Annotated in this window: 21 protein-coding genes; 7 read left to right on the top strand and 14 right to left on the bottom strand. The window is 57.1% G+C overall.

Features of this window, described 5'->3' with window-relative positions; all coding sequences use genetic code 11:
- Positions 1-7: 7 nt before the first annotated feature.
- Positions 8-1045, bottom strand: a complete 1038-nt coding sequence (locus QC816_RS05075; protein ID WP_199283402.1) for a hypothetical protein — start codon at positions 1043-1045, stop codon at positions 8-10.
- Between the two features lie 206 nt (positions 1046-1251).
- On the opposite strand from QC816_RS05075, the gene QC816_RS05070 reads away from it, so the two are divergent.
- Complete coding sequence (locus QC816_RS05070; RefSeq protein WP_085918741.1) at positions 1252-1476, top strand: amphi-Trp domain-containing protein; 225 nt, start codon at positions 1252-1254, stop codon at positions 1474-1476.
- A 90-nt stretch (positions 1477-1566) separates the two neighbouring features.
- On the opposite strand, the gene QC816_RS05065 is transcribed toward QC816_RS05070, so the two are convergent.
- A complete protein-coding gene (locus tag QC816_RS05065; RefSeq protein ID WP_085918742.1) occupies positions 1567-2247 on the bottom strand; it encodes a TVP38/TMEM64 family protein in 681 nt (226 codons plus the stop codon).
- 117 nt (positions 2248-2364) lie between these two features.
- Here QC816_RS05065 and QC816_RS05060 point away from each other — a divergent pair, with 117 nt between their 5' ends.
- A complete protein-coding gene (locus tag QC816_RS05060) occupies positions 2365-4596 on the top strand; it encodes a glycosyltransferase (protein ID WP_309781276.1) in 2232 nt (743 codons plus the stop codon).
- A 152-nt stretch (positions 4597-4748) separates the two neighbouring features.
- A complete protein-coding gene (locus QC816_RS05055) occupies positions 4749-6113 on the top strand; it encodes a DegQ family serine endoprotease (protein ID WP_309781427.1) in 1365 nt (454 codons plus the stop codon).
- A gap of 110 nt (positions 6114-6223) precedes the next feature.
- On the opposite strand, the gene QC816_RS05050 is transcribed toward QC816_RS05055, so the two are convergent.
- On the bottom strand, positions 6224-7018 hold the full coding sequence (locus QC816_RS05050; protein WP_264823212.1) for a 2OG-Fe dioxygenase family protein: 795 nt from the start codon (positions 7016-7018) through the stop codon (positions 6224-6226).
- A gap of 261 nt (positions 7019-7279) precedes the next feature.
- On the opposite strand from QC816_RS05050, the gene QC816_RS05045 reads away from it, so the two are divergent.
- On the top strand, positions 7280-9148 hold the full coding sequence (locus QC816_RS05045; protein WP_309781273.1) for a putative bifunctional diguanylate cyclase/phosphodiesterase: 1869 nt from the start codon (positions 7280-7282) through the stop codon (positions 9146-9148).
- Between the two features lie 86 nt (positions 9149-9234).
- Complete coding sequence (locus QC816_RS05040; protein WP_268901422.1) at positions 9235-9408, top strand: invasion associated locus B family protein; 174 nt, start codon at positions 9235-9237, stop codon at positions 9406-9408.
- A 103-nt stretch (positions 9409-9511) separates the two neighbouring features.
- Here the strand turns inward: QC816_RS05040 and QC816_RS05035 are convergent, their stop codons facing one another.
- The 4 genes from QC816_RS05035 to QC816_RS05020 are packed head-to-tail and all read right to left on the bottom strand — an operon-like array spanning position 9512 to position 17427.
- On the bottom strand, positions 9512-12508 hold the full coding sequence (locus QC816_RS05035; protein WP_309781272.1) for a response regulator: 2997 nt from the start codon (positions 12506-12508) through the stop codon (positions 9512-9514).
- Complete coding sequence (locus tag QC816_RS05030; protein WP_309781270.1) at positions 12505-15366, bottom strand: PAS domain-containing protein; 2862 nt, start codon at positions 15364-15366, stop codon at positions 12505-12507. Before QC816_RS05030 ends, QC816_RS05035 begins: the two co-directional genes overlap by 4 nt.
- 20 nt (positions 15367-15386) lie before the next feature.
- Positions 15387-17045, bottom strand: coding sequence for a diguanylate cyclase (locus tag QC816_RS05025; RefSeq protein WP_309781268.1), 1659 nt, complete (start codon positions 17043-17045; stop codon positions 15387-15389).
- Positions 17038-17427, bottom strand: coding sequence for a response regulator (locus tag QC816_RS05020; protein ID WP_309781266.1), 390 nt, complete (start codon positions 17425-17427; stop codon positions 17038-17040). The genes QC816_RS05025 and QC816_RS05020 overlap by 8 nt, the downstream gene beginning before the upstream one ends.
- Before the next feature lie 164 nt (positions 17428-17591).
- Here QC816_RS05020 and QC816_RS05015 point away from each other — a divergent pair, with 164 nt between their 5' ends.
- A complete protein-coding gene (locus QC816_RS05015) occupies positions 17592-18524 on the top strand; it encodes a ketopantoate reductase family protein (protein ID WP_309781426.1) in 933 nt (310 codons plus the stop codon).
- Positions 18525-18534: 10 nt separating this feature from the next.
- On the opposite strand, the gene QC816_RS05010 is transcribed toward QC816_RS05015, so the two are convergent.
- Complete coding sequence (locus tag QC816_RS05010; protein WP_085918757.1) at positions 18535-19125, bottom strand: LysE family translocator; 591 nt, start codon at positions 19123-19125, stop codon at positions 18535-18537.
- 48 nt (positions 19126-19173) lie between these two features.
- Here QC816_RS05010 and QC816_RS05005 point away from each other — a divergent pair, with 48 nt between their 5' ends.
- Positions 19174-19677, top strand: coding sequence for an Lrp/AsnC family transcriptional regulator (locus QC816_RS05005; protein WP_309781263.1), 504 nt, complete (start codon positions 19174-19176; stop codon positions 19675-19677).
- Positions 19678-19712: 35 nt separating this feature from the next.
- On the opposite strand, the gene mmsB is transcribed toward QC816_RS05005, so the two are convergent.
- From mmsB to QC816_RS04975, 6 genes are all read right to left on the bottom strand, one after another.
- A complete protein-coding gene (gene mmsB, locus QC816_RS05000) occupies positions 19713-20615 on the bottom strand; it encodes a 3-hydroxyisobutyrate dehydrogenase (protein WP_268901426.1) in 903 nt (300 codons plus the stop codon).
- Positions 20616-20667: 52 nt separating this feature from the next.
- Positions 20668-21783, bottom strand: coding sequence for an enoyl-CoA hydratase/isomerase family protein (locus QC816_RS04995; RefSeq protein ID WP_309781260.1), 1116 nt, complete (start codon positions 21781-21783; stop codon positions 20668-20670).
- 91 nt (positions 21784-21874) lie between these two features.
- On the bottom strand, positions 21875-23029 hold the full coding sequence (locus tag QC816_RS04990; RefSeq protein ID WP_085918760.1) for an acyl-CoA dehydrogenase family protein: 1155 nt from the start codon (positions 23027-23029) through the stop codon (positions 21875-21877).
- A gap of 263 nt (positions 23030-23292) precedes the next feature.
- A complete protein-coding gene (locus QC816_RS04985; RefSeq protein WP_309781258.1) occupies positions 23293-24291 on the bottom strand; it encodes a branched-chain amino acid ABC transporter permease in 999 nt (332 codons plus the stop codon).
- Positions 24292-24294: 3 nt separating this feature from the next.
- On the bottom strand, positions 24295-25182 hold the full coding sequence (locus QC816_RS04980) for a branched-chain amino acid ABC transporter permease (protein ID WP_309781256.1): 888 nt from the start codon (positions 25180-25182) through the stop codon (positions 24295-24297).
- An 84-nt stretch (positions 25183-25266) separates the two neighbouring features.
- A complete protein-coding gene (locus tag QC816_RS04975; protein ID WP_066320109.1) occupies positions 25267-26490 on the bottom strand; it encodes an ABC transporter substrate-binding protein in 1224 nt (407 codons plus the stop codon).
- Between the last annotated feature and the right edge of the window lie 61 nt (positions 26491-26551).

The raw sequence follows: 26551 nt of genomic DNA, 5'->3' as shown, positions 1-26551 counted from the left end.
CCAAGGATCAGGTAACCTGCAGGAGAGTATAGGGCGCCTCGCAGGCATGTCGTTCATCACGCTCATCCACGCTGCCTAGACCGAGATGCCGATCGTTGTCGTAAGCAACAAACAGTCGATCATGATCCAGTACGGCAAGCCCCTCAGCCTTGTGCTCGAACTCCAAGGGCAGTCCCTCAGGCGTGGTCACTAGTGCCGGGCTGCTGCCCGCTCGAAAATCGCCCAGGCTAACCTCCCACAGGTAACCACCTATGCGTTCTTCCCCGGCTTCCTTCACCTCGAAGCTGTTAAGCAGGTAAAGGCGTGCATGGTAGGGATCATACTCCAGGCTCGATAAACCGCAGTCATAACGAACCGCCGGGTGATGGCCGGGATCAAAGGCGTAGTGCTCGCGCATTTTATCGATAAACACCAGGTTACCAGTGTCGCTAATCTCGTAATGAGCGCCCACGATACGGCTTACGTAACGGAAGTCATCATGCGCCCGCCCCTGTTCGCGAATGCCGAACAACAACAGGCCATCGCCGCGCTCTCCAGGTACCGCAGCAAGCCCCTCAACCTTGTAATAAGGGAAGCCAACGGCCTCATCGAGCTTGGTGCGCAGTTCCAGGGAGCCTTCGACGCCATCCCGTGGGTCGGGGTCTACTGCCTGAACTTTTTCAGGTTCGCCCAGCGGCCAAATCAACAAATGGTTATAGTCGTTCAGGACATGGCTTTCACTGTCGATTCGATCAAAGCCTGTGGTTGCCAGTACGTGACGGCCATCCGCCGTGAGGGATAAATCCTCGTACTTGACAGCCTGCTTGACCAGCGGCGCTGTGTAGTATTCCAGTTGGCTGTCATCCGGACCTTGTGCGGTCATCGGCATGGCAAAGACCGCCGAGCGTTCCTCGCCGGGGACCGGCTTGTCACTGGCCAGAATCAGCCTTTTGCCGTCATAGAGCACCGCGGAGACCTCGGCATTGACCAGTTTTCCTTGCTCATCGCGCAACCCAGCGGGAAAGCAGTGGATAGTTCCTTGCTGTAGAATGGTCGCGTGCGTCATGGTGTATGATCCTTACAACTGCCAAAAGTGGAGCGAAGCCTAGACCTTAGCGTCGGCGTCGCGTGTCCCAGAAGCTCTGGCAACGTTTCGTCGCTGCCGCGTTTGCCTTACGTCGCACATTACCAACTACGTATGGCCTGTTATGCTGGAAATCAAGCGACTTACCGATACGTACTGGCAATAACGACTGACCCGAGGAGCGTTAAATGAGCACTAAAGAAGAAAGGGATGTAGAAAAAGGCTACTCGAAAGCAGACTTTGTGGCCAAGCTGCGGCGGTTGGCGGATTCCATCGAGAACGGCGAACGTTTCGATATTCAGATTGCAGGCGAGCGTATTTACGTTCCCGTCCGAGCGGCGTTCACCATCGAGCACGAACGCTCAGATGATGAAGAAGAAATAGAGTTTCAGATCAAATGGCATCATGAATAGCGACCGGTAGTCACCTGACATGACGGCGAGGATTTGCTTGGCGTCGGCTGAAGCGGCGCTGGTTATTGCCGACTGAGTCACAGCAAGCCGCTAGCGCGTTCGCGATTTGCGCCGGGAGTATTGTCGCAGCGCAAATAGCAGCAGGATGCCAAGCCCCAGGCCGACCAGCGACAACATGACATCGCGGGAGTCACTGGCCGTCACAAGCGCACCAAGCTGGCTGCCCAACAAGGTGACGGCTGCGAGCCCTGGCACAATGCCCAGGGTTGAACCGACCATGTAATCGCGAAACTTGATGTGAAAGGCCCCCGCCATCATATTGGTAAGGGTAAAAGGTGCCAATGGGAGCAGGTTAATCAGCGTCATTGCTCGGATGCCGCGACGGGACAGGTAGTGCGAAAGCCCATTCATGTGTTTGCCGCCATGGTTCATCAACGCCTCGCGCCCCAGGCGATGCCCGACAGCATACGACACGACCGACGACGCCAGCGTCCCCATCGTTGCATAAACAAACCCCCATACCGGACCGAATATCAAACCGGTGACGGCCACTAGGATACTCAGCGGAAACATCACCAAAAGGGCGATCACATAGACGACCGTCACCAGCACAAACACCCAAGAAGAATCTCGCCACTGAGGTGATGCGGCTACCCACGCACGGAGGCTATTAACTGTCACAATGTCATTGACCGTCAGCCATTGCCATAACCCGCCGAGTGCAAGCAGCAATGCTAGAACACTTAGCGCTATTGTGACGGGACGCACCATCCGCTTTTTCTCCTCAAATCCAATTGCCAACAGGGTAAAATATTGGGTTGTCGACGCGCGGGCACGTTTGTGTCAGCTTATCGCCCCTGTTACCCACCCAGCCAGGAGACACAACGAGTGCCCCGCCAGCGACTCATTTCGTGGTTTTTCTATCTCAACCTTGCCCTTATTGCTGCACTGCTGGGTTACAAAGCTTACCTGAATTTTTTTGAGCAGGACTTTGCCAGCGCTCACGCTGCCCAGGTCAACGCCATTGAGTCGATGCTTACCGAACGTGATACCTACCGTTTTGCTGTGCTGGGCAACATTAACAACTCGGTGGGCATTTTTGAGCGCAAAATTATCCCTCGCCTGAATCGCGAGGGCTATGACTTTATCATCTCCGCTGGCAATGCTGTCGCCAGCGGTGGCGAGGACAAATACCGCGCACTGTTTGGCACCCTCAGTTATTTGGAAATGCCATACCTGCTAACCTTCGGCCCCCATGAGGAAAGTCGGCTCGGCGGCTTTCGCTTTTACGACCACTTCGGTCCCTATCACTTTAGTTTTGCCGCAGGGAAAAGCCGGTTCACCTTTCTTGACAGCACCGGCACCACCGACTTTGGCTGGCAAATACGATGGCTTGATGAAGTACTTGCCGCAAAGCGCGAACCCAATCAGTTTCTTTTCAGTGCCCACCCACTCTACCCGGTGGACCATGCAGGGCTGTTCGGCCTGGACGATGACCATGACTATCACCTTGAGAACCCCGCGCGCCAAGGGTTGACCCGCCAGATTGAGCAGGCCGACGTGGATGCAGTGTTCTCTTCCCAGGTGCCGCTGTTTGACCGTCAGCAACATGGTGGCACCACTTATATCACCACCGGCGGTGCCGGCGGATTAGTGCTCAATGATGACGAGAGCTACCATCACTTTGTCTCCGTCAGCGTTGACGGCGATGACATCCAGATTAGCGAACGGCGCCTGGATATTGGCCAGCACCCGATCTGGCGCACGCTGGAAAGTTTATGGTTTTTTATCTACTCACTGTTTTACGTTGGCTACCTGAACTTCATCTTGATCGTTTCCACGTTCATTGCCATCGCGCTATGGTTATACAAGCGGATCTTCACCGAGCAGGATTACTACCCTGACTTTGATATTGACCCGGACGCCGGTGGTGATATGCCACTTCAAGTGGCCATGTTTACCAATAACTACCTGCCATTTATCGGTGGCGTACCGATATCGGTTGAGCGCTTAAAACGCGGTTTAACAGAGCTTCGTAATAGCGTCTTGGTCGTTGCCCCGGGCTACCCCCATCAGCCTCCCGATGAGGAAGCCGATATACTGCGCCTGGCCTCGCTGTTGCCAATGGGCCGCCACAAAGAGTTTCGCCTGGCTAACATTTTCTCTTGGCGTTTGGTTAAGCGTGTGCGCGCCTTTGCTCCACAGGTGATTCACGTTCACCACCCGTTCTGGATCGGCCGCGCCGGTCAGCTGTTGGGTCGGTTATTGAGAGTGCCCGTGGTTTACACCTACCACACCCGCTTGGAGCACTACGCTCACTATGTGCCACTACCAGGGCCGTTGTTTCGCAACTTGATTTCCCACGCCCTGGTCAAGCGCTTTGCCAACGGCTGCGATGCGGTGATTGTTCCTACCAGCTCCGCCGAGGAGTACATGCGTATTATCGGCGTCAAGCAACCGATCTTTGTCCAGCCGACGGGGATCGAATACGCGCGTTTTGCCACCGCTGACAGCGCCGCGATCGACACGCTACGCCAACGCTACCGGCTTGAAGGCAAACGCGTGCTGGTATCAATTTCACGCCTGAGCAAAGAGAAGAACATCGACTTTATGCTCGATGGTTTAGCGCTTTTACGCGACAGCAGTGAGCACGACTTTCACCTGCTACTGCTTGGGGAGGGTCATGACCACGAGCGATTGCAGGCACGAATTGAAGCGTTAGGCCTTAGCAAGCACATTACGTTGGTTGGGGCCGTCCCTCCCGACGAAGTAGCATGCTACTGCCACCTGGCCGAGCTTTTCGTCTTCGCTTCCCGCTCGGAAACGCAAGGCATGGTGGTACTCGAAGCCATGGCCGCGGGACTGCCGGTAGTGGTGATCCGCTCCAGCGGCATCGAGGATATCGTTCAGCACGGGGTTAACGGCTACAAGACGGCCCCCGACCCTCAGGCTTGGTGCGAACGTATCGACACCCTGCTCAGCGACGATAAATTAAAAACACGCATGAGCGAACAAGCCTCGCGCTGTGCCGCCGAACACTGTATCGAGAAGTTTGCCACAGCCGTGCTCCGTGTTTACCGCTACGTGATCGAGGCGCGACGTAAGCGCCATGCTGATTAATCGTGCAAGTCCCGACACTAGTGTACGGAACTTTATAAAATGGCCGCTGTAACAAAAATGCCGTCATGTTCCATGCACTTGAAAGAAAGGAGCCAGTCGTGGCGCTCAAACCCCAATCCCCCTACTGGCTGATAGGCTTAGCGCTATTGCTGATGTTGGCAACGCCAGCCTTTGCCGACGAACCACAGCTTCCGGACTTTACGGAGTTGGTCGACGCAGCCGCGCCTGCCGTGGTCAACATCTCGACCACTCGCGATGTCGATAGGACGATGACCTCATCCCGGCAATTCGGCGGGCAAGAGGTCCCGGAGATCTTTCGCCACTTCTTTGGCGACCGTTTTCCGACGCCGCCAGGCGGCTCACCCGACCATGGAGACGAGCCGCGTCGATCGCTGGGGTCGGGCTTCATCTTCGATGAAGACGGCTACATCATGACCAACGCCCATGTCGTCAAGGATGCCGACAGGATTCTGGTACGCCTCAACGACCGCCGCCAGCTTGAGGCAGAGTTGGTCGGAGCCGATGAGAAGACCGACGTGGCGGTTCTCAAGGTCGAGGCAGACAACCTGCCCACCCTGAACCTAGGTGAGTCTACCGACCTCAAGGTCGGTCAGTGGGTCGCCGCTATCGGCTCGCCCTTTGGCTTCGACCACTCTGTGACCTCCGGCATCATCAGCGCCATCAACCGCACCTTGCCTCAGGACGTCTATGTTCCCTTCATCCAGACCGACGTGGCGATCAACCCCGGCAATTCAGGCGGACCTCTGTTCAACCTGGATGGCGAAGTCGTGGGTATCAATTCCCAGATCATCACCCGAAGTGGTGGTTACATGGGCCTTTCCTTCGCCATTCCCATCGATGTGGCAATGGATGTTGCCAAACAATTGCGTGAAGACGGCTATGTGAGTCGCGGTTGGCTCGGCGTCAGCATCCAGCCAGTGTCCAAGGACCTGGCAGAATCCTTCGGTATGGAACAGGCTAAGGGCGCCTTGATCGCCGAACTCGAACCCAGCGGCCCAGCGGCTGACAGTGGCCTTCAGGCAGGCGACGTCATACTGGAGGTCAACGGCCAGGAGGTGGACCACTCCACTACACTGCCGCGCTTGGTCGGTGAGACAGCACCCGGTGACGTCGTCGAACTCTCCGTATTGCGCGATGGCCAGAATGAGACCATCACCGTAGAGGTTGGCGAGTGGCCGAATGCCGGTCCTCATCAATCAGACGGCAATCCGCTTCGACTGGGTATCGCAGTCCAGCCGTTGAACGATATGGAGAAACGTCGGCTCGGCATCGATCATGGGGTACGCATTGCCAGGGTCGACCCGACCGGCCGCGCCGCAGCCGCTGGCATTCGCCCCGGAGACGTTCTGGTCAGCATCGGCCAGCAGCCGATTGAGAGCCCAGGCCAGCTGAAGACAATGCTGACAAATCTGCCTGACGATCAAACACTGCCTGTTCTGCTCAACCGCGAAGGCCGCGCCTACTTTGTGGCCATACGATTTGGCAACGATGACTGATCACGGCTGAGAGAAAATTCATCCAGGTTCGTTCTGCCTGGCGCACAACCAAGACGCCCCCGGAATTCCGGGGGCGTGGGTGTTGCTAGGTTCTCCATTTACCGAGGGTATCAGCAGCTCTCATTGAGGACCGCTTCCGGGAAGTGGCGACGCAGCATCCGGTTCTGGAAGTCGTCCACGAAGCGGCTGTTGATGATGATGATAAACCGCTCGAAGGGTGCCTCGCTGTCGAGCTGTTCGATCCCGTCGACACTGTGGAATACCTGGTCATCGTTCAGATGCAGGATATCCCCCGGATTCAGGGTGATATCGGCCAAGGGTTGCGTGCCAGCCTTGTCGGCGTAGAGGTGGTTTTCGGCACCCGCCACGTTTTCCCGATTGATGACCAGAATGCTAAGGGCCTTGCAGCCATCGGCATGAATTCCCTGTCCCTGGAGGGGGTCGATGCTGCCTTCGCCGCGAACCCCGGTGATCTGCATCAGAATGGGTTCGTGCGCACCGATACTCCACAGCCTTGCCCAGGCGCGAACAAAGGCCTTCACATCGGGGCGTCCCATGAATTCCCGAGTCAGCGGATCATAGTACCGCAGGCGATCCGCCATGCTTTCCGCGTCGTTGAAGGCTCCCCCCTGGGCCATGGGGCATTGGCCCATATCTTCGACATCGCCCTGATCATTCAGGGCGAGCCATGACATCCGCTTCCATCGCTGGTTAACGTAGGGATCGCGCGGCAGGTCAGCGGTAAACCCCTGCCAGGCGGTCAGATCGATTCGCTCCCGAATATCAGTTTTCGCCCAATCCTGATGCCTCAGCGCCTCGGTCACTCCCGGATTCCAATAATCGGCGAGTGAATCGGCAGGCATGGAGGTGGGGTCGAAACCGTGCTTCAGAGTATCGAGTTTCATGTGAGTTTCTCCTGTTAACTGGGCGGAATTGCCCGGTGTTGCCGGTGTAAACACTGCGGTCAACAGGAAGAAAATGAAAAGATTTGCAACGATATGTCAAAAAAACGTACTAAAAAAGAGTGATTATTTTTGAAAACAGGATCAGACCGTTGATGACGTATGTGTAGGTTATCTCCTACAAGGTGTAGGATGACTACAACAAAGTGCCTATTTTGGCCATCATGATGGCTCTTAACAGTGTTTGTTCTTTAAGTGGACCCCATGGCTGCCAGCGATTCCCGACATTACCGAGATCTGGAACGCCTGAAGAAAAAACGCAGGGGGTTTTCCGGTGCGCTCGTGTTGAAGGCGTCAAAGACACCTTCAACTGCTGGCATCGATTCGCACGATGCCAACAGAGAAGAAGTTGAGTTAGTACGTCGCCAGTATCTGGAGAGTGAGCAGCGATTCCGCGCGCTGCTGGAGAGTCTGCCTAAGGTGGCGGTCCAGGGTTATGATCGCGATCGGCGAGTGATTTACTGGAATGAGAGTAGCACTCGTCTTTATGGCTATACCGCTGAGGAAGCCCAGGGACAGTTACTGGAAGATCTGATCATTCCTGCCTTCATGCGTGACGAGGTGATCCAGGCGCATTGTGCCTGGATCAAAGAAGGGGTCGAAATACCCGCCGATGAACTTGAGCTCAAGCACAAAACCGGCGAACTGGTATCGGTCTTTTCGCAGCATCTGATGCTCAATGAGCATACCGACTCCCCCCTGATGTTCTGCGTGGATGTCGATCTTTCCGACCAAAAGCGCGCCCACCGTGATCTGGAATTCGCCACCCGTTTCGACAGGCTCACCCATCTCCCTAATCGCCAGACCTTCGAGGTCGATCTGGACAGTCAGTTGGATTCCTGTCGACGCCAGGGCAATGGCCTGGCAACCATCTATCTGGACATCGATCACTTCGTCGAGATCAATGATGCCCTTGGCTATGATCAGGGCGATCGCCTGCTCATTGAGCTGACTCGGCGACTGAGAGAGTGCCAGCAAGTCACTGACCTGGTGTCCCGTGTCTCTAGCGATGAATTCGTGCTGGCCTTTCCCGGCGTCCACTTGGCCCCCGATGTCAGACGGATCGTTCGTCATGTCCAGAATGTCTTCCGCGAACCTTTCGTCCTGGATGGTCGGGAGTCTCAGGTCACGGCCTGCCTGGGTGTGGCGCTATTTCCCGAGAATGGTGAATCGTCACGCGAATTGATCCGCAATGCCGATGTTGCCAAGAATCGTGCCAAACTGGATGGTCGGGGTGTTGTGCGTTTCTTCCAACAGAAGCTCCATGATGAGCTGGTTCGCCAGCACTATCTCTCGGCGCAACTCGAGGAAGCCCTGGATAACGGTGAATTCTCCCTCCACTACCAGCCCCAGGTCTCGGCGGCCAGTGGGCGAATAGAGAATCTCGAGGCCTTGCTACGCTGGGAGCCTGCCGAGGGCCCGCCGATCTCGCCTGCCGAGTTTATCCCGCTGGCCGAGCGTTCCGGTGTGATCCATCGTCTGGGCGACTGGGTTATCGAAGAGGCTTGCCGCCAGCAGGTGGAATGGCGTGCCAAGGGCTTTCATGAGCACCGCGTCGACATCAATGTCTCGGGGCGTCAACTGGTGCGTCCCGATGCCCTCAAGAGCTTCGAGGACGCGCTGCAGCGTCACGGCTTGGGTCCGCGGGATATCGGCATCGAATTGACCGAGAATGTCCTGATCGAAGCCGACGAGACCGTCCTCGAGGACCTGTGGCGCCTCTATCATCGGGGTATTCACATTGCTATCGACGACTTCGGGACCGGTTATTCGTCCCTGAGCTATCTCAAGCACTTCCCAGTCACCGCCCTGAAGATTGATCGCTCCTTCATCCACGATGCTCCCACACAGCCGAAGGATAGAGCCATCATGGAGGGTGCCATCTTCATCGGTCATCGGTTGGGATTGGAAGTGGTGGCCGAGGGCGTCGAGAACGCCGAACAGTTGTCACTGCTTCGCGAAATGCATTGCGACCTCATCCAGGGGTTCTTCTTCTACCGGCCGATGCCTGCCAAGGACATCGACCGCCTGCTGGGCGGTTTCGAGCCTGGTCCCGAAGGGCTGTCGAGCTGAGTCTTGTCGTGATTTGGCTTGCAATGCAAAGGGTTGCCGGATCTTGTGGGCGTACCCGATGCCACCTGATCGCTTGGATTCAACTCATGCTCATTCAGACATTCATCTCGAAAGCACCCATTGAACCGTCGATGTTGCAGCAACTGCGCAGTGGCAGTAGCGCAACGCTCAGCATGATCGCCGGCCCACGCGGTGACCGCATGAATCTGGATATTTCGCTGATCAGCTTTACCGACGCCAATACCCGCATCGCGGCCTGATCTTGGCGTCCTTTCCCGCAAAAAGCCGGCCCATCGGGGCCGGCATTTCTATCCAGGAACTGCCAGCAGGCTAAAGGTTACCCCGTCGCCGATGTCAACCTTGTCAACCGGTTGGTGCCTTACTCGATAATCGTGATGACTGAATGCGTGCGTCGATGCCACGAATCAAGGCATCTTTCGATAGCCTGGATTTGAGCAGAACGGCTTCGACCTTGTCGTGATGCTGCTGTGCCATATCGGCTCCGGACAAGATGACCACCTTCGCATCAGGCTGACGAGCACGAACATCTTCCACCAGTTCCCAGCCCGACCCGTCCGGCAGCCCTATGTCCAGAAGCACGACGTCAAAAGTCGCCTGTTGCAGGCGTTTGCGAGCTTCTTGGAGGGTGCGCGCGGCTTCAAAGGTATAGTGATCGCCGGCCATGGCACAGATCACTTCATGTAAATCGGCGTCGTCTTCGACATGCAATATCCGTGGATACTGTATCGACGTGTCTGATAACTGCCGTCGAACCATGTCGATTAGCCGCGATTGATCGATCGGCTTGGCCAGCCAGTCGATGCCGGTTGCTTGCCCGCTGAGTGCCAGCCGATTCTCCTCCACCTGAGCGGACACCACGACAACCGGCAGGTTCGCAGTAGCGGGGTGTTCACGCAGCGTATAAATGATATCCAACCCACTCATGTCGGGCAGCATCAGATCGAGACTCATCAGGTCGTAATGTGTTTCCTGGAGCCTTTTTTGCGCCTCTTGACCGGTCAGGGCGATATCGACGCGATAGCCAGCATCGCTCAGCATATGACCGAGAAGTTTGGCGATATCACTGTCGTCTTCAACGACAAGGATTCGGGGAGCGTCGTTATCCAGACCATCGTCGGGTAGCGTTGGCAGAGACGTTGCCGCCGCCGTTGGAACCAATGGCAATTCAAAGAAGAAACGCGAGCCCTTACCTTCGCTGGACTCGAAATCAACGCGCCCTCCCATGTGCTCTACCAGTTCCCGCGTGATGGCCAATCCCAATCCCGTCCCCTCCTGGGCGCGCGTGTCAGACGAATCGGCCTGGGCGAAACGCTGAAAAATTTTCTCGCGAAACGCAGCGGGTATGCCGGGGCCATTATCGATAACGCTGACGATTACCTTACTGTCGGATGCTTCAACCGAGAGGGTGACGATATCGCCGTCCGGCGAAAACTTGATCGCATTGGAGAGCAGGTTGGCAAGCACTTGCAGCATCCGGTGGGCATCCACATTGACGAGCACATCGGGCGTATCCCCGGCCAGTGAGAGCGTCACGCCTCGGTGACTGCCATAGCTGCGGTTTGCCTCCATGGCTTGTTCAATCAGCGGCATCAGCGCGTGCACCTGCATATCAAAATGCAGCTTGCCCGCAGCGATCTTCTCAATATCCAGCAAGTCGTTGATCAAGTGCGCCAAACGCTTGCTGTTACGGTGCGCGGTCGTCAGCAGTTTCTGGGCCTTGTCAGGAAGCTCGCCGGCGCCGCCCCCCATCATCAACCCCAATGCACCCGAAATAGAGGTCAAGGGCGTGCGCAGTTCGTGGCTGACGGTTGAGATAAACTCGTTTTTCATCTGGTCAGCTCGTTTACGCTCGGTGATGTCTTCAGCAATACCCAGATAACCGCTGATGTCACCGTCATCACCACGCATGGGCGTCACCACCAGGGATACCGGCACATGGCGGCCATCCTTGTGCACGTACGTCCACTCCCGTACCTCGGAGCCATACAGCTCGGCTTTTTCCACAAACACCCGGAAGCCCTCGACGGGTTTGCCGAACGCAGTCGTTAACTGCGCTGACCGTACGTTTACCTCCGTCTGGAGGTGAAAGATGGCCGGGGTCTGCTTGCCTACGATTTCTGACTTGCTGTAGCCCAGCATATGCTCGGCGCCTTTATTGAAGGCGGTAACGACGCCGACGGTATCGGTGGCGATGATGGCCACTTCAGAAGCCGCTTCAAGGATATTGGATAAAAAACGTTCGGCGTTGCGTATCGCGTCGTCAGCCACTTTTCGCTCGTTCGCCAAACGGTTCATGGAATGCGCGAGGGCGCGAACTTCAGGGCCGCCTTGCTCCAGAAATTCACTATCAAAACGCGCATCGTCGGCCATGTGATCAATGCGATGCGTGATGCGCTCTATTGGGCGCGTCAGGCTTCGGGCGATCCACGCCCCCGCCAGCCCCACCAGTGTCATGGCAATCAGGGCGATCAACAGAAACTGCCGAAAGGAGGCTTTTGCGGGGGCGATGGCGTCGCTGTAGGGTAACGCTCGCAGCACAATCCATCCCAGCGACTCCAGCCGCTGGGTCGTCACCAGGTAAGGACGTTGCTGGTAGGCAACAACGGTACCGGCAGGGCTGAGCGACAGGGCGGCGTCGACCAGCGCGTCCTCGCCGTCATCGGGGAGCGGCTCGGGCGTGTCGAACCGCTCCCGCATGGACACAAAGAGACGATGCTGCGGATCCACAATCAAGGTGATGATGTTGGACTGCTCTTCGTTCCATTTTTCGGCGTCGATGAGCGGCGTATTGGACAGATCCACCAATCCGCCGGTGTATCCGATGATGCGTTGATCGGGCGACAGGATGGGCTGCAGGTAGGAAATCAACGGCAAGCCGGTGGTACGCCCCAAGATCGGCTCCGATATGATCGCTTCCCGGGTTTGTCTGGCACGCTGAAAGTGGGGACGATCCGCATAGTTAGTGCCTACTCGGCCTGGCACGTAGCGATTTTCCGCGATAGCCGTGCCCTCTGCATCAAAGATCAGCAACCCGTCGGGGAACAGCTGGCTGGCCACGGAAGGTTGCTGAAGCAGCGCTTTCAGCACCTGGCGGTCGCGAAGCCGGCCTTCATCCGTCAGCAAGCGTGTGGCAAAGGCTTCCAGCGCAAGCATCCGCTGCTGCTGTGATAACTCAAGCTCAGATGCCAGCCCATCGATTTCAGCCGCTTCTCGCTCCGCGATGATGGCCTCATAGTTGTTCACTAACAGCGGATAAACGGTCACCAGAATGCCGCCCACCAAAATACCGCTCATGATGACGACGAGTAGCACGATGCGGACGCTCAGCGGGGCTTTCACAATGTGTGTTCCCTGGGCAAGACAATAAAAAAGTCAGCGCCGCCACCCACCGCATCGCGGTAGCCAACCTCGCCCCCCATCTGCTGGCAGATTTCCTGGCTGATTGCCAGACCAAGGCCAGTGCCCGGCAGCTTACGAGTGTCGCTACTGTCTGCCTGGGCAAACCGCTGAAAGAGACGATCGCGGAACGCCGGTGCGACGCCGGGGCCATGATCGCGCACTGAGATCTCGACAGTGTGCTCGGTGGCTGTCACGACTAGCGCAACCGTTTGTCCTGGCGGCGAGAACTTGATCGCGTTGGATAACAGGTTGGTGAGGGCCTGTATCAGGCGTGGGCCATCCACCTGGCAGCATACGGACGGCCAGGCATCGGCACCTTGTATCGCTACCTGGTGCTGATCGCTATAGCCCTGCAGGCTGTCAACCACATCCTTTAGCAACGGGGCCAGGGGTTGCACCGTCAAGTTCATGGGCATTTTGCCGGCCACCAGCTTTTCCATGTCCAGCAAATCATTGATCAACGCGGCCAACCGCTGGGCATTGCGTTCTGCGGTGTTGATGAGTGACTGAGCTTGATCGGGCAGATCTCCGGCGGCACCGCCCTTCACAAGGCCAAGCGACCCCTTGATCGAGGTCAGGGGCGTACGCAGTTCGTGGCTGACCGTCGAGATGAACTGGTCTTTCATCTTGTCCAGCTTACGACGTTCGGTGATGTCCTCAACCAGTGACCAGATCACTTGGCGACCATCCTGCTCCTGGCTGAGCATGCCCTGTAAACGCACCGGATAACGGCTGCCATCTTTACGAATATACTCTTTCTCGAAGGGGCCGTAGCGTCCTGTCGCCTTCAAGGTGGCAAGCGCCTGATCCTCTGCGGGTTCGTACTCCTTTGGCGTAACATCCCAATAGCTCAGTGACACAAACTCATCCCGGGTATACCCGGTTGGCGCAATTAAAGCGTCGTTCAAATCGATGAAACGCCCGGTTGCAAAATCATTCAGCGCGATGCCGATGGGGGAAAAATCGAACAGCCCACGCAGGCGAGCTTCGTTGTTTTCCAGGGCTTGACGCGCCTGCTCCCACTCGTGAATGTCATGCAGATAGCCGTGCCAAAGGGTACTTCCGTCCACGAGACGTTCCGGTTTGGCATGCCCCATGATCCAGCGATACCCAACTCCCTCGAATTGCACACGATACATTGCCGTCCAGTATTCCAACGTATCTGACGAGTGCTCGATGGAGGCCTGAATGGCGCTCAGGTCGTCAGGATGAATCCGCGCAAAAGCGGGGGTGGCATCTTCGGCCGCCTGTGCCGGAGTGAGGCCGTAGAAATCCTCAATCTGGGGCGAGCTGAAGGGAAAGATAATGCGACCGTCAGCGAAACGTCGGAACTGGTAGGTCACGCCAGGCAGTTGCGCCGTTAACTTGCTGAGACGTTCGTTATGAAGGTTATTGGCCAGCAGGTCGGACAGCCAGCGCGCCAACAAGCGAATAAACAGCTTCTCGCTATCATCGTAATCACACGCTCGGGGGTTGCTGGCCGAAAAGTTCAGCGTACCGAAAGGTTGGCCTTCTATGTCGATGGCGATGCCGATATAGGCACCCAACGGGTTTTCCCGATAGCAGGGATGGCGCTTGAACTCACTTTGCTCGACATTCGCGACAAACAGCTCACGCTCCTCGTCCGCGCGACCCGAAAAGATGAACTGGCACCATGTCTGCCCCAGCATGAACTGCTGGCCTGGCGACAATGACGCGCCCGGTGCTGCCTCCATCCAGCGCACCGTATAGATATTACCCTCGATCTGACTAAGGATGGCCAGATCCACTTGCAGGTATTGCCTGGCTGTCGCCAGAGCGTGGTTGATCTTGCCATCCAGCGTTTCCTGAGAGGAAAATACGATATCGTTGAGCAGCACCAGGGCGTCGTGATGCTTTTTGAGCTGGCTGAGCGTGTTCTGTTCGCGCGTGATATCGACGATGAAGCCTTCCAGAACTACCGGATGTGCAACGTCGCCTGGAACGCTTTGACCCCGTTCTTCCACCCAGCGCCAGCTGCCATCGCGATGCCGGATACGATACTCGAGATGCCAGCCGACGTTGTTGGTAATGGCAGCCTGTACCGCTTTTTCCAGCGCTGGGGCATCGTCCGGGTGGATCAGGTCTGCGTAACAGACGTTCTGGTTACCGATCAAATCGGCTGCCTGGTAGCCGCTGACCCGATCCACCTGCCCGCTGATGTACAACATAGTCCATTGCTCATCGTGTAGACAGCGGTAGGTAACGCCCGGCATGTTATTGATCAGCGAGGCCATGTGGTCGCGGCTGGCCATCAATTCAGACTCCAGCGCCGAATAGGACGTCTGGCTGATTTCATCGGCCTGTATCAGCGCCTCGACGGTGGCCGCCAGGTCGACAAGCATGCCCACCTGATCCGCCGACAGGGTTCTTGGCCGGGTATCAATCAGGCATAGCGTCCCGATCCGGTAGCCGTCGGCAGTGTGCAACGGCGCACCGGCATAGAAGCGAATATTCGGCTCGTCAAGAACAAGCGGATTATCGGCGAAGCGTGCATCGTCCAGGGCATTTTCAATAATCAATGGCGACTGGCTCAGAATGGCATGCGCGCAGAATGAGAACTCGCGCGGTGTTTCGTCGACACCCAGCCCCTGGCAAGACTTGAACCACTGCCGATCCCCATCCACCAGTGACACCAGCGCAATAGGCACGGAAAATACGTGACGGGCGAGGCGCGTAATACGATCAAAGCGCGCTTCTGATACACCATCGAGCAGGCCGGTTTTGTTCAGCGCAGACTGGCGATCGCTTTCGTTGTCGGGGATCGGTGGTACCTTCATGGTCAACCTCAGCTGTCAGATCACTCGCGCTGCGTTTCTGATGCCAAACAAGTACGGTTACGGCCGCTGTTTTTGGCCTGGTAAAGCGCTTGATCAGCCCGGTTAAGCAAGGATTCGGCGGTATCGTCAGGAAAATCCTGGTTGTCGACCACGCCTGCCGACAGGGTACAGGCAAACGGCTCTCCCCCTCCCGTAAACTGAATGGCGGAAAAATCTTCACGCAGGCTATTGACCATGTTCACGGCGTGGTCAGCGGTGCAATCAATCAGCACCAGCGTAAACTCTTCTCCCCCGTATCGGCCTAGTTTATCGGTGCTTCTGAAACGCTGGCGAAGCAAGGTTCCCACAGCAGCGATGACCAAATCACCGACCGCATGCCCATACGTGTCGTTGACGGCCTTGAAATGGTCGATGTCGAGCATCACCACACAAAACGCCTGAGGTTTGCGTTGCGCCAGTTGCCACTGATCCTGCAGGGCTCCCTTGATACTGGCGTGCTTGAGAAGCCCGGTTAACGCATCTCGGGTCTTGGTTTGCTCAAGTCTGCGTAGCCGCACGACACGAGATCGGCAGAGATTGACGAGAAGATCCGTGTCGATGGGCTTTTCGAGAAAGGCATCGCCTCCCTTCAATAGCGCCTGCCCACGCAGCTCTGCATCGGGTTCGGCTGAAAGATAGACGATCGGCAGCTGTGACCAGCGCTCCATCTGGCCCAGCAGTGCGGCTATTTCCGCCCCGGTAATGCCGGGCAGCCAGAGATCCATGAGGATCAGTTCAGGGTTGATATCATTGAGGGCATCGAAAAACGCTTCAGGATGATCAAACACGTTGACCTGCATGCCCGCCGCTTCGAGCACGCATGCAAGATGCTGCGACAGCTCGACGTCATCCTCGACAATGATCACGCGCTCGGGCTGGCTATCCTTCGTTTTGATCAGCTGCGCGATGTGGGAAGCCAGCTTGATCATGTCCAGGGGCTTGGCAAAATAATTCTGCCCGCCGCTTCGCAGCGCCTGAAGTCGCGCCGTGAAGCTTTCTTCGCTGCCCGTAAAAAGCACGGGGCAGCTATAGCGACTGAGTTGCGACAGCCAAAAGTCCACCGGGTTTGTCTTGATCGCTGCATGTCGCGTGCCGCGATGGTCGATCAATAATAGATCCGGTGAGGCATCATCCACCTCGGCAAGGTCTTGCGCATCGCTGAAGTGCCGCACCTGGAAGCCAAAGCTGTGAAGCTGTTGCGCCATGTATTCCGCCAACATGGGGTCTCGTTCCACGAGCCAGATAGCGGGCTCACCGTCAACGTCATCCTGGCGAGAAGTCTCCAGGCCCACCACGGCTTTTTGGCGCTTGTCCGCCTCAAGCGTGTCTTGTAATTGCGCCACCCATTCGCGGGTCGGCAGCGGCTGGGTGGACTCTTGCTTCAGCAGCCCGCTAATCTGTCGCTCGTATTCCCGAGCCTGGCGCCCCAGCCGCTCAAAGCCAAAGGTACCGGCGGAGCCTGCCAGAGAATGCAGGACAGCATGTATCTGGTGAAGGGCATCGAGGCACGAAGGATCTTTGATCGTCTGCTCGACCAGCGCTTGAAGTCGCTCGAAATCGGCGTCGAGACGTTTCGAGTACGCTTCCGAAAGCATCTTTAAACGCTGGGCAAACGCCTGAGTGGATGTCGGATCAGCCATGGAAAGCTGTCCATATTGCGCGCACATCGTCAGCAAGCGTCATGGGATCAAAGGGTTTTGCAATGACGTCTGTTGCACCGATTTCCTTATACCGCGCCACTTCGTCGGGATGGACTTTAGCGGTCATGAAAGCAACGGCCACCGATTCGCCAACGAGCCCTTGGCGCTTCAGTTCGAGCAAGGTTCTAGGGCCGTCCATACCGGGCATCATCACGTCGAGAAGAATCATTTGTGGCGCAAACGCCTCCGCTTCACTTAGTGCCAGCTCCCCAGACTCGCATACCTTGACCGTCAAGCCACCCACGTCGCCTAACGACATGGAGGCAATTTCTCGAATATCTGGATCGTCTTCGACGTACATCACTCTTTCAAGCCTATCCAAAAGCCACCTCCTGGCTGTTTATACCTACATAACGCAACTGTATAAGCGATCTATCCGGACTGCTACCCCTTTTCACCAGCTGGTCATGTTTGGCTCACCGTCGCCTCCCCACAACAAAAACGGTAAGCTTGGCGCCATACCCGCTGATCAAGAAACCTTCAATGATGACCTCCCACTGGATACTTGGCCCTGGTGCTATTGGGCGCCTGCTGGCGCATTCGTTCTCTTCGCTGGCGACGGTCACACTAATTGGCCGCCGCTCGCTGCCTGAGCGGCAAACGCTGTCCACTCCGGAGGGCGAGATACAGGCAAGACTACTGAAAACACGACCCGTGGCCGATCTGCCCTTTGCAGCCAACGAACTTCCCGCCTTTGTGCATATCACCACCAAAGCCATGGCCGCTGAAGCGGCACTGGAAAGCATTGCTGACTACCTACCCCCCACTACCCCGCTGGTGCTTTGGCAAAACGGTTATTGGGCCCAGCCACGTATTACGCAAGCCTGGCCTGGCCCTGTGCTATGTGCCACCACCACAGAAGGCGCTTATCTCACCGAGGGTGATGAGGTGGTACACGCAGGGCGCGGGCATACGTTTATTGGCGATTTGCACCACCAGCATCGTTCACTGACCGAAGCGCTGGTCCAAACACTGTCAACAACAGGCTTAACGGCGACGGCAGTGAACGATATTCGCGCCCGACTCTGGCAGAAGCTGGCGGTCAACGCGGCGGTCAATCCGCTGGTGGCGCTGCATGGGGTGCGCAACGGCGAATTACGTGGTGCCCAGTATTCGGGCCGCGTGGAATCTGTGATAACTGAAGTGGCGATGATATTGCAGGCAGAGAGCATTCAGTCGCCAAACGCGGGCCAAGGCGACGCCGCGTGGCGGGCGCTGGTCTGGCAGGTCGTGGACAATACCGCGGGCAACAAGGCCTCGATGCTTCAGGATGTTGAAGCCCAGCGCCCCACCGAGCGCGGGGCGATCTTGGGGCCGTTAATCGAAAGTGCAAAGCACCATGGACTGCCATGTGAGGAGCTGCAAGCGCTTGATGCCGAGCTAGCGGCGTTGGAGGCCAGTTACCTGAGCCCTCACTAAGTACAAAATCCTAGGCCAGCACCGGATACAGCGAGCCCACCAGCAACACCGCCATGGTGATATTGAACGCCCGGTTGCGCTTGGGGCTGGTCAGCCACTGGCGCACCACCAGACCCAGCCAGGCCCAGATCGAAATCGCGGGGAAGCTGACCATGGCAAATACACAGGCCACCATCACCACGGAAAGCAGGGTTCTGTCCGGCGCGTAGAGGGTGATCGCCGAAAGGCACATTGCCCAGGCTTTGGGGTTCACCCACTGAAAGGCAGCCGCCTGCAGGAACGTCATGGGCGTGCCCTTTTCATCGGATGCCTTGAGCGGCGCGGCGTTGGCGATCTTCCAGGCCAGCCAAAGCAGGTAGGCAATCGATACCGCCTGCAGCACCTTGCTCAGCAGCGGATAGGCGTCGAAAAGCGACATGAGTCCGCCCCCGACTACCAGCACCATCACGCTGACGCCCACCATAATACCGAGCATATGCGGCAGGGTTTTCCTGAAGCCAAAGTTCGCGCCTGAAGCCATCAGCATCAAATTGTTGGGCCCTGGGGTCACAGTGGTGACAAACGCAAAGGCCGTTAAGGCAGCCAATACCGATATGCTCATTCTCGCTGTCTCTTTTGGGTGAGTGTGCGTAGAATTTTACGTGCTCGAATGCGCAATTTGGTGCCTAATATCCATTTACACGATCGCTTTTCGCAAGAAAATATGAAAATAGATACCGTTGACAGAAAAATATTGCACGAACTCAAGCGTGATGGAAACCTCAGCAACGTTGAACTTGCCAAGCGCGTTAATCTTTCTGCCTCGGCATGCCTGCGCCGGGTCCAGGAGCTCGAGAAAAACGAGGTCATCCTCGGGTATCGGGTAGTCACGGCGCCAGAGGCGATGGGGCGAGGCTTTGTGGCGTATGTCACGGTGGGGTTGGCAATACATACCAAGGCGGCTCAGGAGGGTTTTGAGCGGGCGATGGCCGTGGCGAATGAAGTGGCGGAATGCCATAACATCGCCGGTCCGTTTGAGTACCTGCTGCGCGTCGAAACCCGGGACCTCGCCAGCTACAAGCGCTTTCACACCGAGGTGCTGGGCACCCAGCCTCATGTCAGCGCCATTTCTACCCTGATTGTGATGGGCTCGCCCAAGGACGAGCGCGGCTAGGGTCTGCCGACGAGCCCATCACGGTTGCTTACACGTTAGGCGTTACCGTCTTGGTCTTGATAGAACCGCATCAGGCTCGAGAAGTCGAGCTTGCCGTTACCCCCCGCTTTATGAAAGGTGAACAGTGAGCGGGCGGCGGAGCCCATGGGCACCGGCGAGGCGCTTAGCTGGCTGACGTCCATCGCCAGGCCCAGATCCTTGATCATCAAGTCCACCTGGAAACCGCCCTGATAGTCTTTCGACGCGGGTGCATTTTCCATTACGCCCGGGTAGGGGTTATAGCCATTGAGCGCCCAGTTGCCGCCGGAACTTTGCTTCATGATTTCCGACAGCACCGCGGGGTCCAGGCCGTTTTTGACACCCATGTTGATCGCCTCACAGGTGCCTGCCATCAGAATCGACAGCAGCATGTTGTTGCACACCTTGGCAATCTGCCCGGCACCGTGATCCCCGGCGTGGAAGATATTTTTACCCATGGCGTCCAACACCGGCTTGGCCTGCTCGAATTGAGCCTCACTGCCGCCCACGATAAACGTCAGCGTTCCCGCCTGGGCGCCGCCCACACCGCCGGACACCGGCGCATCGACAAAGCCAATCCCCTTCTCCTGACCCAACGCCGCCACGTCTCGGGCGGTATCGGCATCGATCGTGGAGCAGTCGATCACCAGCGCGCTGGGCTTGATGAGATCAAACAGCGGCGCATCGCCTTCCGCGTAAAGGCCCATGACATGCTTGCCCGCGGGCAGCATCGAGATCACAAAGTCAGCCTCAGCGACGGCCTCCTGGGCGGAGCTTGCCACTTCGCAGCCCTGGGATTTGGCGGTTTCCAGCGCGCTTGCCGAAAGATCGAAAGCGCGCACCTGAAAACCTGCCTTGACCAGGTTGGCGGCCATGGGGCCGCCCATATTGCCTAAACCGATAAATGCGACGGTGCTCATGGAATTTGTCCTTGTTGTAGGTTGTCAGTCGTAAACCAAACGTTGTAAAACGTCAGCGAAGATCGTGGAGCGGATTCGTTGCCCACGGGGGCGTTAGCAGCTCATCGATGAACGACGCTTCAACCGAGGCCACATCGGGGTAGGTCCAGTCAGGCTCACCATCTTTATCCACCAGCAGGGCACGCACGCCTTCCGGGAACTCACGGTGACGGCAACACTGCACCGAAAGCGCCAGCTCCGACTGAAACACCTCGGCAAGCGACATGTACTTGGCCCGCTTGAGCTGTTCATCGATCAGCGTGATGGACACGGGGCTGCCGTGGGCCAGCGTTTTTTGGGCTTTGCTAAACCACTTGTCGTCGCTTTTGACAGCGCTAATGGCAGCAACAATTTGCTCGACAGTGTCGTGATCCATCAGCTCGCGGATCAGCGGGGAGAATTTATAAACCGGGGCTTCCAACTCTTCGAACACCGGCTGCGACGCTTGCTCCAGCTCGCGCAGAATACGGTTGACGACACCATGGGTATCCGTTTTCTCCCCTTCGCCCCATGGGGCTTGGGTCAGTTTTTTGGCCAGTGTGTCGCGCTCGTGGCTGGCGATGGCTCGGTCGGCTAGGCCCAGGTGGACGGCGTCCGGCGCGTTGATCTGGCTGCCCGTCATGGCCAGAAAGCGCCCCGTGCCGTTGGGCAGGCGGTTCAGGAACCAGCTTGCGCCCACATCCGGGTATAGGCCGATGGTGACTTCCGGCATCGCCAGGCGCGAGGTTTCTGTCACCACCCGATGGCTGCTGCCGCTTAGCAGCCCCATACCGCCGCCCATGACAATGCCATTGCCCCAGCAAATCACCGGCTTTGGGTAGGTATGCAGCGCGTAGTCCAGACGATACTCATGATGGAAAAAGCGCTCCGGAAAATCGGGATCGCCCTCACCTTTAATCGCCTTGTAGAGGCTGACCACATCACCACCGGCGCAGAAGGCTTTTTCCCCTGCGCTGTCGAGTAGCACGGCGACCACACGCTCGTCGTCCTGCCAGTCGGCCAGGCGCGGTAGTATTTCCTCGATCATTTCCAGGGTCAGGGCATTTAGCGAACGCTCGGCATTGAGGGTAATTTCCGCAACGACGTGGCCGTCCTGGGTGGGGTGTTCGGTAAACAGTACGCTACTCATCTCACTTTCCTTATTCGGGCCGGTGACCACAACATTTACCAGAATCGTGCTATCAGTGTCTGGTCATTCAATACGGCTAAGCTCGGCATGGCTAAAGCTCGGCGGCACCCTCTGCCAGTACCCGGCGAGAAATGATCAGGCGCATGATTTCATTGGTGCCTTCCAGAATACGATGGACACGGGTATCACGCACAAAGCGCTCCATCGGGTACTCCTTGATATAGCCGTTGCCGCCGTATAGCTGAAGCGCTTCGTCACATACCTTGAAGCCTACATCGGTGGCGAAGCGTTTGGCCATGGCGCAGTAGGTAAGCGCATCCGCGTCGCCCGCGTCCAGCTTGGTGGCGGCCAGGCGCACCAACTGCCGCGCGGCGACCAGCTCGGTCACCATGTCGGCCAGGCGGAACTGGAGCGCCTGGAAGTCCGCCAGACGCTTGCCGAACTGTTTGCGTTCCAGCATATAGGCCCTGGCTTCGTTGATGGCCTGCTGAGCGGTACCAATCGAGCAGGTGGCAATATTGATTCGCCCGCCATCCAGGCCTTTCATGGCGATCTTGAAGCCGTCACCTTCGTTGCCAAGCATCTGATGGGCAGGCACCCGCACGTCTTCGAACGTGATCGTGCGGGTCGGCTGGCTGTTCCAGCCCATTTTGGCTTCCTTACGGCCGTAGCTGATGCCGTCTGACTTGGCATCCACCGCGAAAGCGGAAACGCCCGCTGCGCCCTCTCCGCCCGTGCGCGCCATCACTACCAGCACGTCGGTACTGCCCGCGCCGGAGATGAACATTTTGCTGCCGTTGAGCAGGAAGTCGTCGCCGTCGCGCTTGGCAGTGGTTTTGAGTGAGGCAGCGTCGGAGCCCGCGTTGGGTTCGGTCAGGCAGTAAGACCCCAACAGCTCGCCGGTGGCCAGCTTTTCGCCCCACTGTTCAATCACCTCAGGCGTGCCGAAATCGGCCAGCATCCAGGTGACCATGTTATGGATCGTGAGATACGCCGTGGTAGAGGTGCAGCCCATGGAAAGCTGCTCGAAAATGATGCTGGCATCCAGCCGTGAAAGCCCCAGCCCACCGACGCTTTCCGGTGCATAGAGCGAGCAGAATCCCAACTCGCCCGCCTTACGAATCACCTCAACGGGGAATATAGCCTCTTGGTCCCATTCCGCCGCATGGGGAGCCAGCTCATTTTGGGCGAAGGCACGCGCCATATCGGCAAACGCAACCTGGTCTTCACTCAGCTCGAAATTCATGGCGACTCTCCGCTGAAAGCCGACCCCTGACATCAAGGTCTCAAGGGGGCGCTTTCGTTATTGTGATTGTGTGCTTCAAGCGTGGATGACGAAAAGCCAAACACGCTAATTGACGTTTACGTTAACTTATATTTTAACCCTGCCATAAGCAACCATCCTCCCCCTCGACCTTTGGTGTAGATGGCTGCCTGACAAAAAAGGGTGCCGAATGGCACCCAACAACGGACAGACGCGAACCCGCTTTGTCGATAAAACAGCGGTATTTACTTGAAGTTTTTGCGGTACATTTTGCCAAGCTCCCCCACGATGCCGCTGCGAAAACTCAGCACACAGACCACGAAAATCAGCCCCAGAATAACGCTGACCCAATTACCCAAAGGCGATTGCGCAAGAATATGCTGAAGACTGATCACCAGGCTTGCCCCCATGACCGGGCCGAGCAATGTGCCAACCCCGCCGAGCAGGGTCATCAGAATCACCTCGCCAGACATATGCCAGTGGGCATCGGTCAGCGATGCGAGCTGGAACACCACGGTCTTGGTGGAGCCCGCAAGCCCCGCGATCGCGGCGGACAGCACAAAGGCGAGTAGTTTGTAGGCATTAACGTTATAGCCCAGCGAAACCGCCCGGGGTTCGTTTTCGCGAATCGCTTTTAATACCTGCCCGAATGGCGAATGCACTGCGCGCTGAATCAACGCAAAACCAAACAGGAAGATCGCAAACACGAAATAGTACATGGCGATATTATTGCTCAGGTCGATAAAGCCCAGCAGCTCGCCGCGCGGCACGCCGTGAAGGCCATCTTCCCCGCCGGTAAAGGGCGCCTGGATGTAGACGAAGAACATCAGTTGCGCCAGCGCCAAGGTCACCATGGCAAAGTAGATGCCCTGGCGGCGGATCGACAGCACGCCGAACAGTATTCCTAACAGCGTCGCTGAAAACGTGCCTGCGATAATTCCCACCTCTGGCGTGAGTCCAGGGTAGCTGGCCAACAGATAACCGGTGACGTAACCGCCACTCGCCAGAAAGGCCGCATGCCCAAACGAAAGCAGCCCCGCGTAGCCAAGTAGCAGATTGAATGCACAGGCAAACAGTGCAAAACAGAGAATTTTCATCAAGAAGACAGGATAGGCCAGAAACGGGGCGACCAACCCTATCGCGATCAGCGCGAGATAGAACATGGTGCGGCGCTGCTTGGCCCGGCGCTGCCGCTCGACGACCATCGACGGCGCGGCTATGGCTTCGTGTTGAGATTGCGTCATGGTTTACGCCTCCTTACCGAACAGCCCTGAGGGGCGTAATAACAGAACCAGAATCATCACCAGAAAGATCACCGTATTGGCTGCCTCGGGGTAATAAACTTTTGTTAGCCCTTCGATGATCCCCATCGACAACCCGGTGATAATCGCTCCCAGAATCGACCCCATTCCGCCGATCACCACCACGGCAAACACCACGATCAGCAGGCTGGAGCCCATGGTCGGCGATACCGGATACAGTGGCGCCGCCAGCACACCGGCAAAGGCAGCCAGACCAACGCCAAAGCCATAGGTCAAGGTAATCAGCAAGGGCACGTTAACGCCAAACGCCTGCATCAGCTGGGAGTTTTCTGTCCCCGCGCGAAGATAGGCCCCCAGCCGGGTCCGCTCGATCATGAACCAGGTGAACAGGCACATCGCCAGGGCCGCCACCAGCACCCAACCCCGATACACGGGCAGGAACATGAAGCCCAGGTTCATACCGCCCTGTAGCGCTTCAGGGGCGGTATAGCGCGCGCCAGAAACGCCGAAAATATTGACCAGCGTGCCCTCGAATATCAGCGCCAGACCAAAGGTCAGCAATAGGCCGTACAAATGGTCCAGGTGAGCAATACGACGAAGCAAAAAGCGCTCCATCAACATACCGAAAGCACCCACAACAAGCGGCACCAACACAAGCGCCAGCCAATAATTGATACCTAAATAGCGAAAGCTTAGAAGCGCGGCAAAAGCGCCCAGCATGTATTGCGCTCCGTGGGCAAAGTTGACGATCTTCAACAGACCGAAGATGACCGCCAGACCCAGGCTGAGCAGTGCGTAAAAAGCACCGTTCACAAGGCCCAGTGTCAACTGCCCCAAGAACACGGCCAATGGCACGCCGAATATCATCGTCATGGTACGACTCTCCCCGCCATCAAGCGGGTAGCAGCCAACGACTGCTACCCGAAGATGGATGCTTGTTTATTACGTCTGGGCTGATTAGTTCTGCACCAGTTCGCACTGGCTCTCAGACAGCGGACGGTAAGCTTCTTCGGCGGGAATGGTGCTGAGGATTTCGTAAAGATCCCATTCACCGGTGGATTCCTCAGGGGTTTTCACCTGGGCAAGGTACATATCATGAATCATGCGACCGTCTTCCCGGATACGGCCGTTGCGAGCGAAGAAATCATCGATCGGCATCTCCGCCATTTGCGCGCGAACGGTTTCAGGGTCGTCGGTGCCAGCGGCTTCAACGGCTTTCAGATAATGCATAGTGCTTGAGTAGATACCTGCCTGCACCATGGTCGGCATACGCTCTTCTTCTGCGTAGTAACGCTCAGCCCACTCACGTGATTGATCGTCCATATCCCAATACCAGCCAGTTGTCAGCAGCAGGTTCTGGGTGGCTTCCAGGCCAAGCGCGTGCACATCGTTAAGGAAAATCAGCAGGCCTGCCAACTGCTGCCCAGATTGCGTCAGGCCAAACTGGCTCGCCGTGGTGATGGCATTGACCGTATCAGAGCCCGCATTGGCCAGCCCCACAATCTTGGCACCTGAACCCTGGGCCTGAAGGATATAAGATGAGAAGTCGTTGGTCGGAAACGGGTGCCGAACACCACCCACAATTTCACCGCCATTCGCCTCCACCACGCTGGTCACATCGGCTTCCAACGCATGACCGAAGGCATAATCCGCCGTCAACATGAACCAGCTGTCACCGCCCTGATCCACCACCGCTTTAGCGGTACCGTTGGCGAGCGGGTAAGTGTCGTATACCCAATGAATGTGATTAGGCGTGCAGTGCTCGTTGGTGATACTCGACGCCGCAGAGCCAGACACAATCGCCAGGCCATCATTTTCTTCGATCACATTGCTGACGGCGATCGACACCGACGACGCCACCAGGCCGCCAACCATGTCGACGTTGTCCTCGTCGATCCAGCCGCGCACGGTATTGGCGCCGACGTCAGCACTGTTGCGATCATCAGCACTGGAAATAACGATGGGCGCGCCGTTGACGCTGCCGCCAAAGTCCTCAACCGCCATTTCCATGGCGGTTAAGCCACCAGGGCCAGCAAGATCACGATAGGTACCCGACATATCGGCCAAATAGCCAATACGAACTTCGTCGTCACTCATTTGCGCCTGGGCATTCGAGGCCATCAGACTGGTAGCTGCCGCCGCGGCAACACAGCAGGCTAGCGTTTTCTTGTTAAATGTCATGCTATTCTCCTGACTCTAGAGAGCCTTTGTTGTTGTGGTACAGGCGAAGTATCAAGCGTGC

The organism is Vreelandella janggokensis (assembly GCF_031451615.1).
GTDB lineage: Bacteria > Pseudomonadota > Gammaproteobacteria > Pseudomonadales > Halomonadaceae > Vreelandella > Vreelandella janggokensis.
This window is presented reverse-complemented; position numbering and strand designations above follow the sequence as displayed.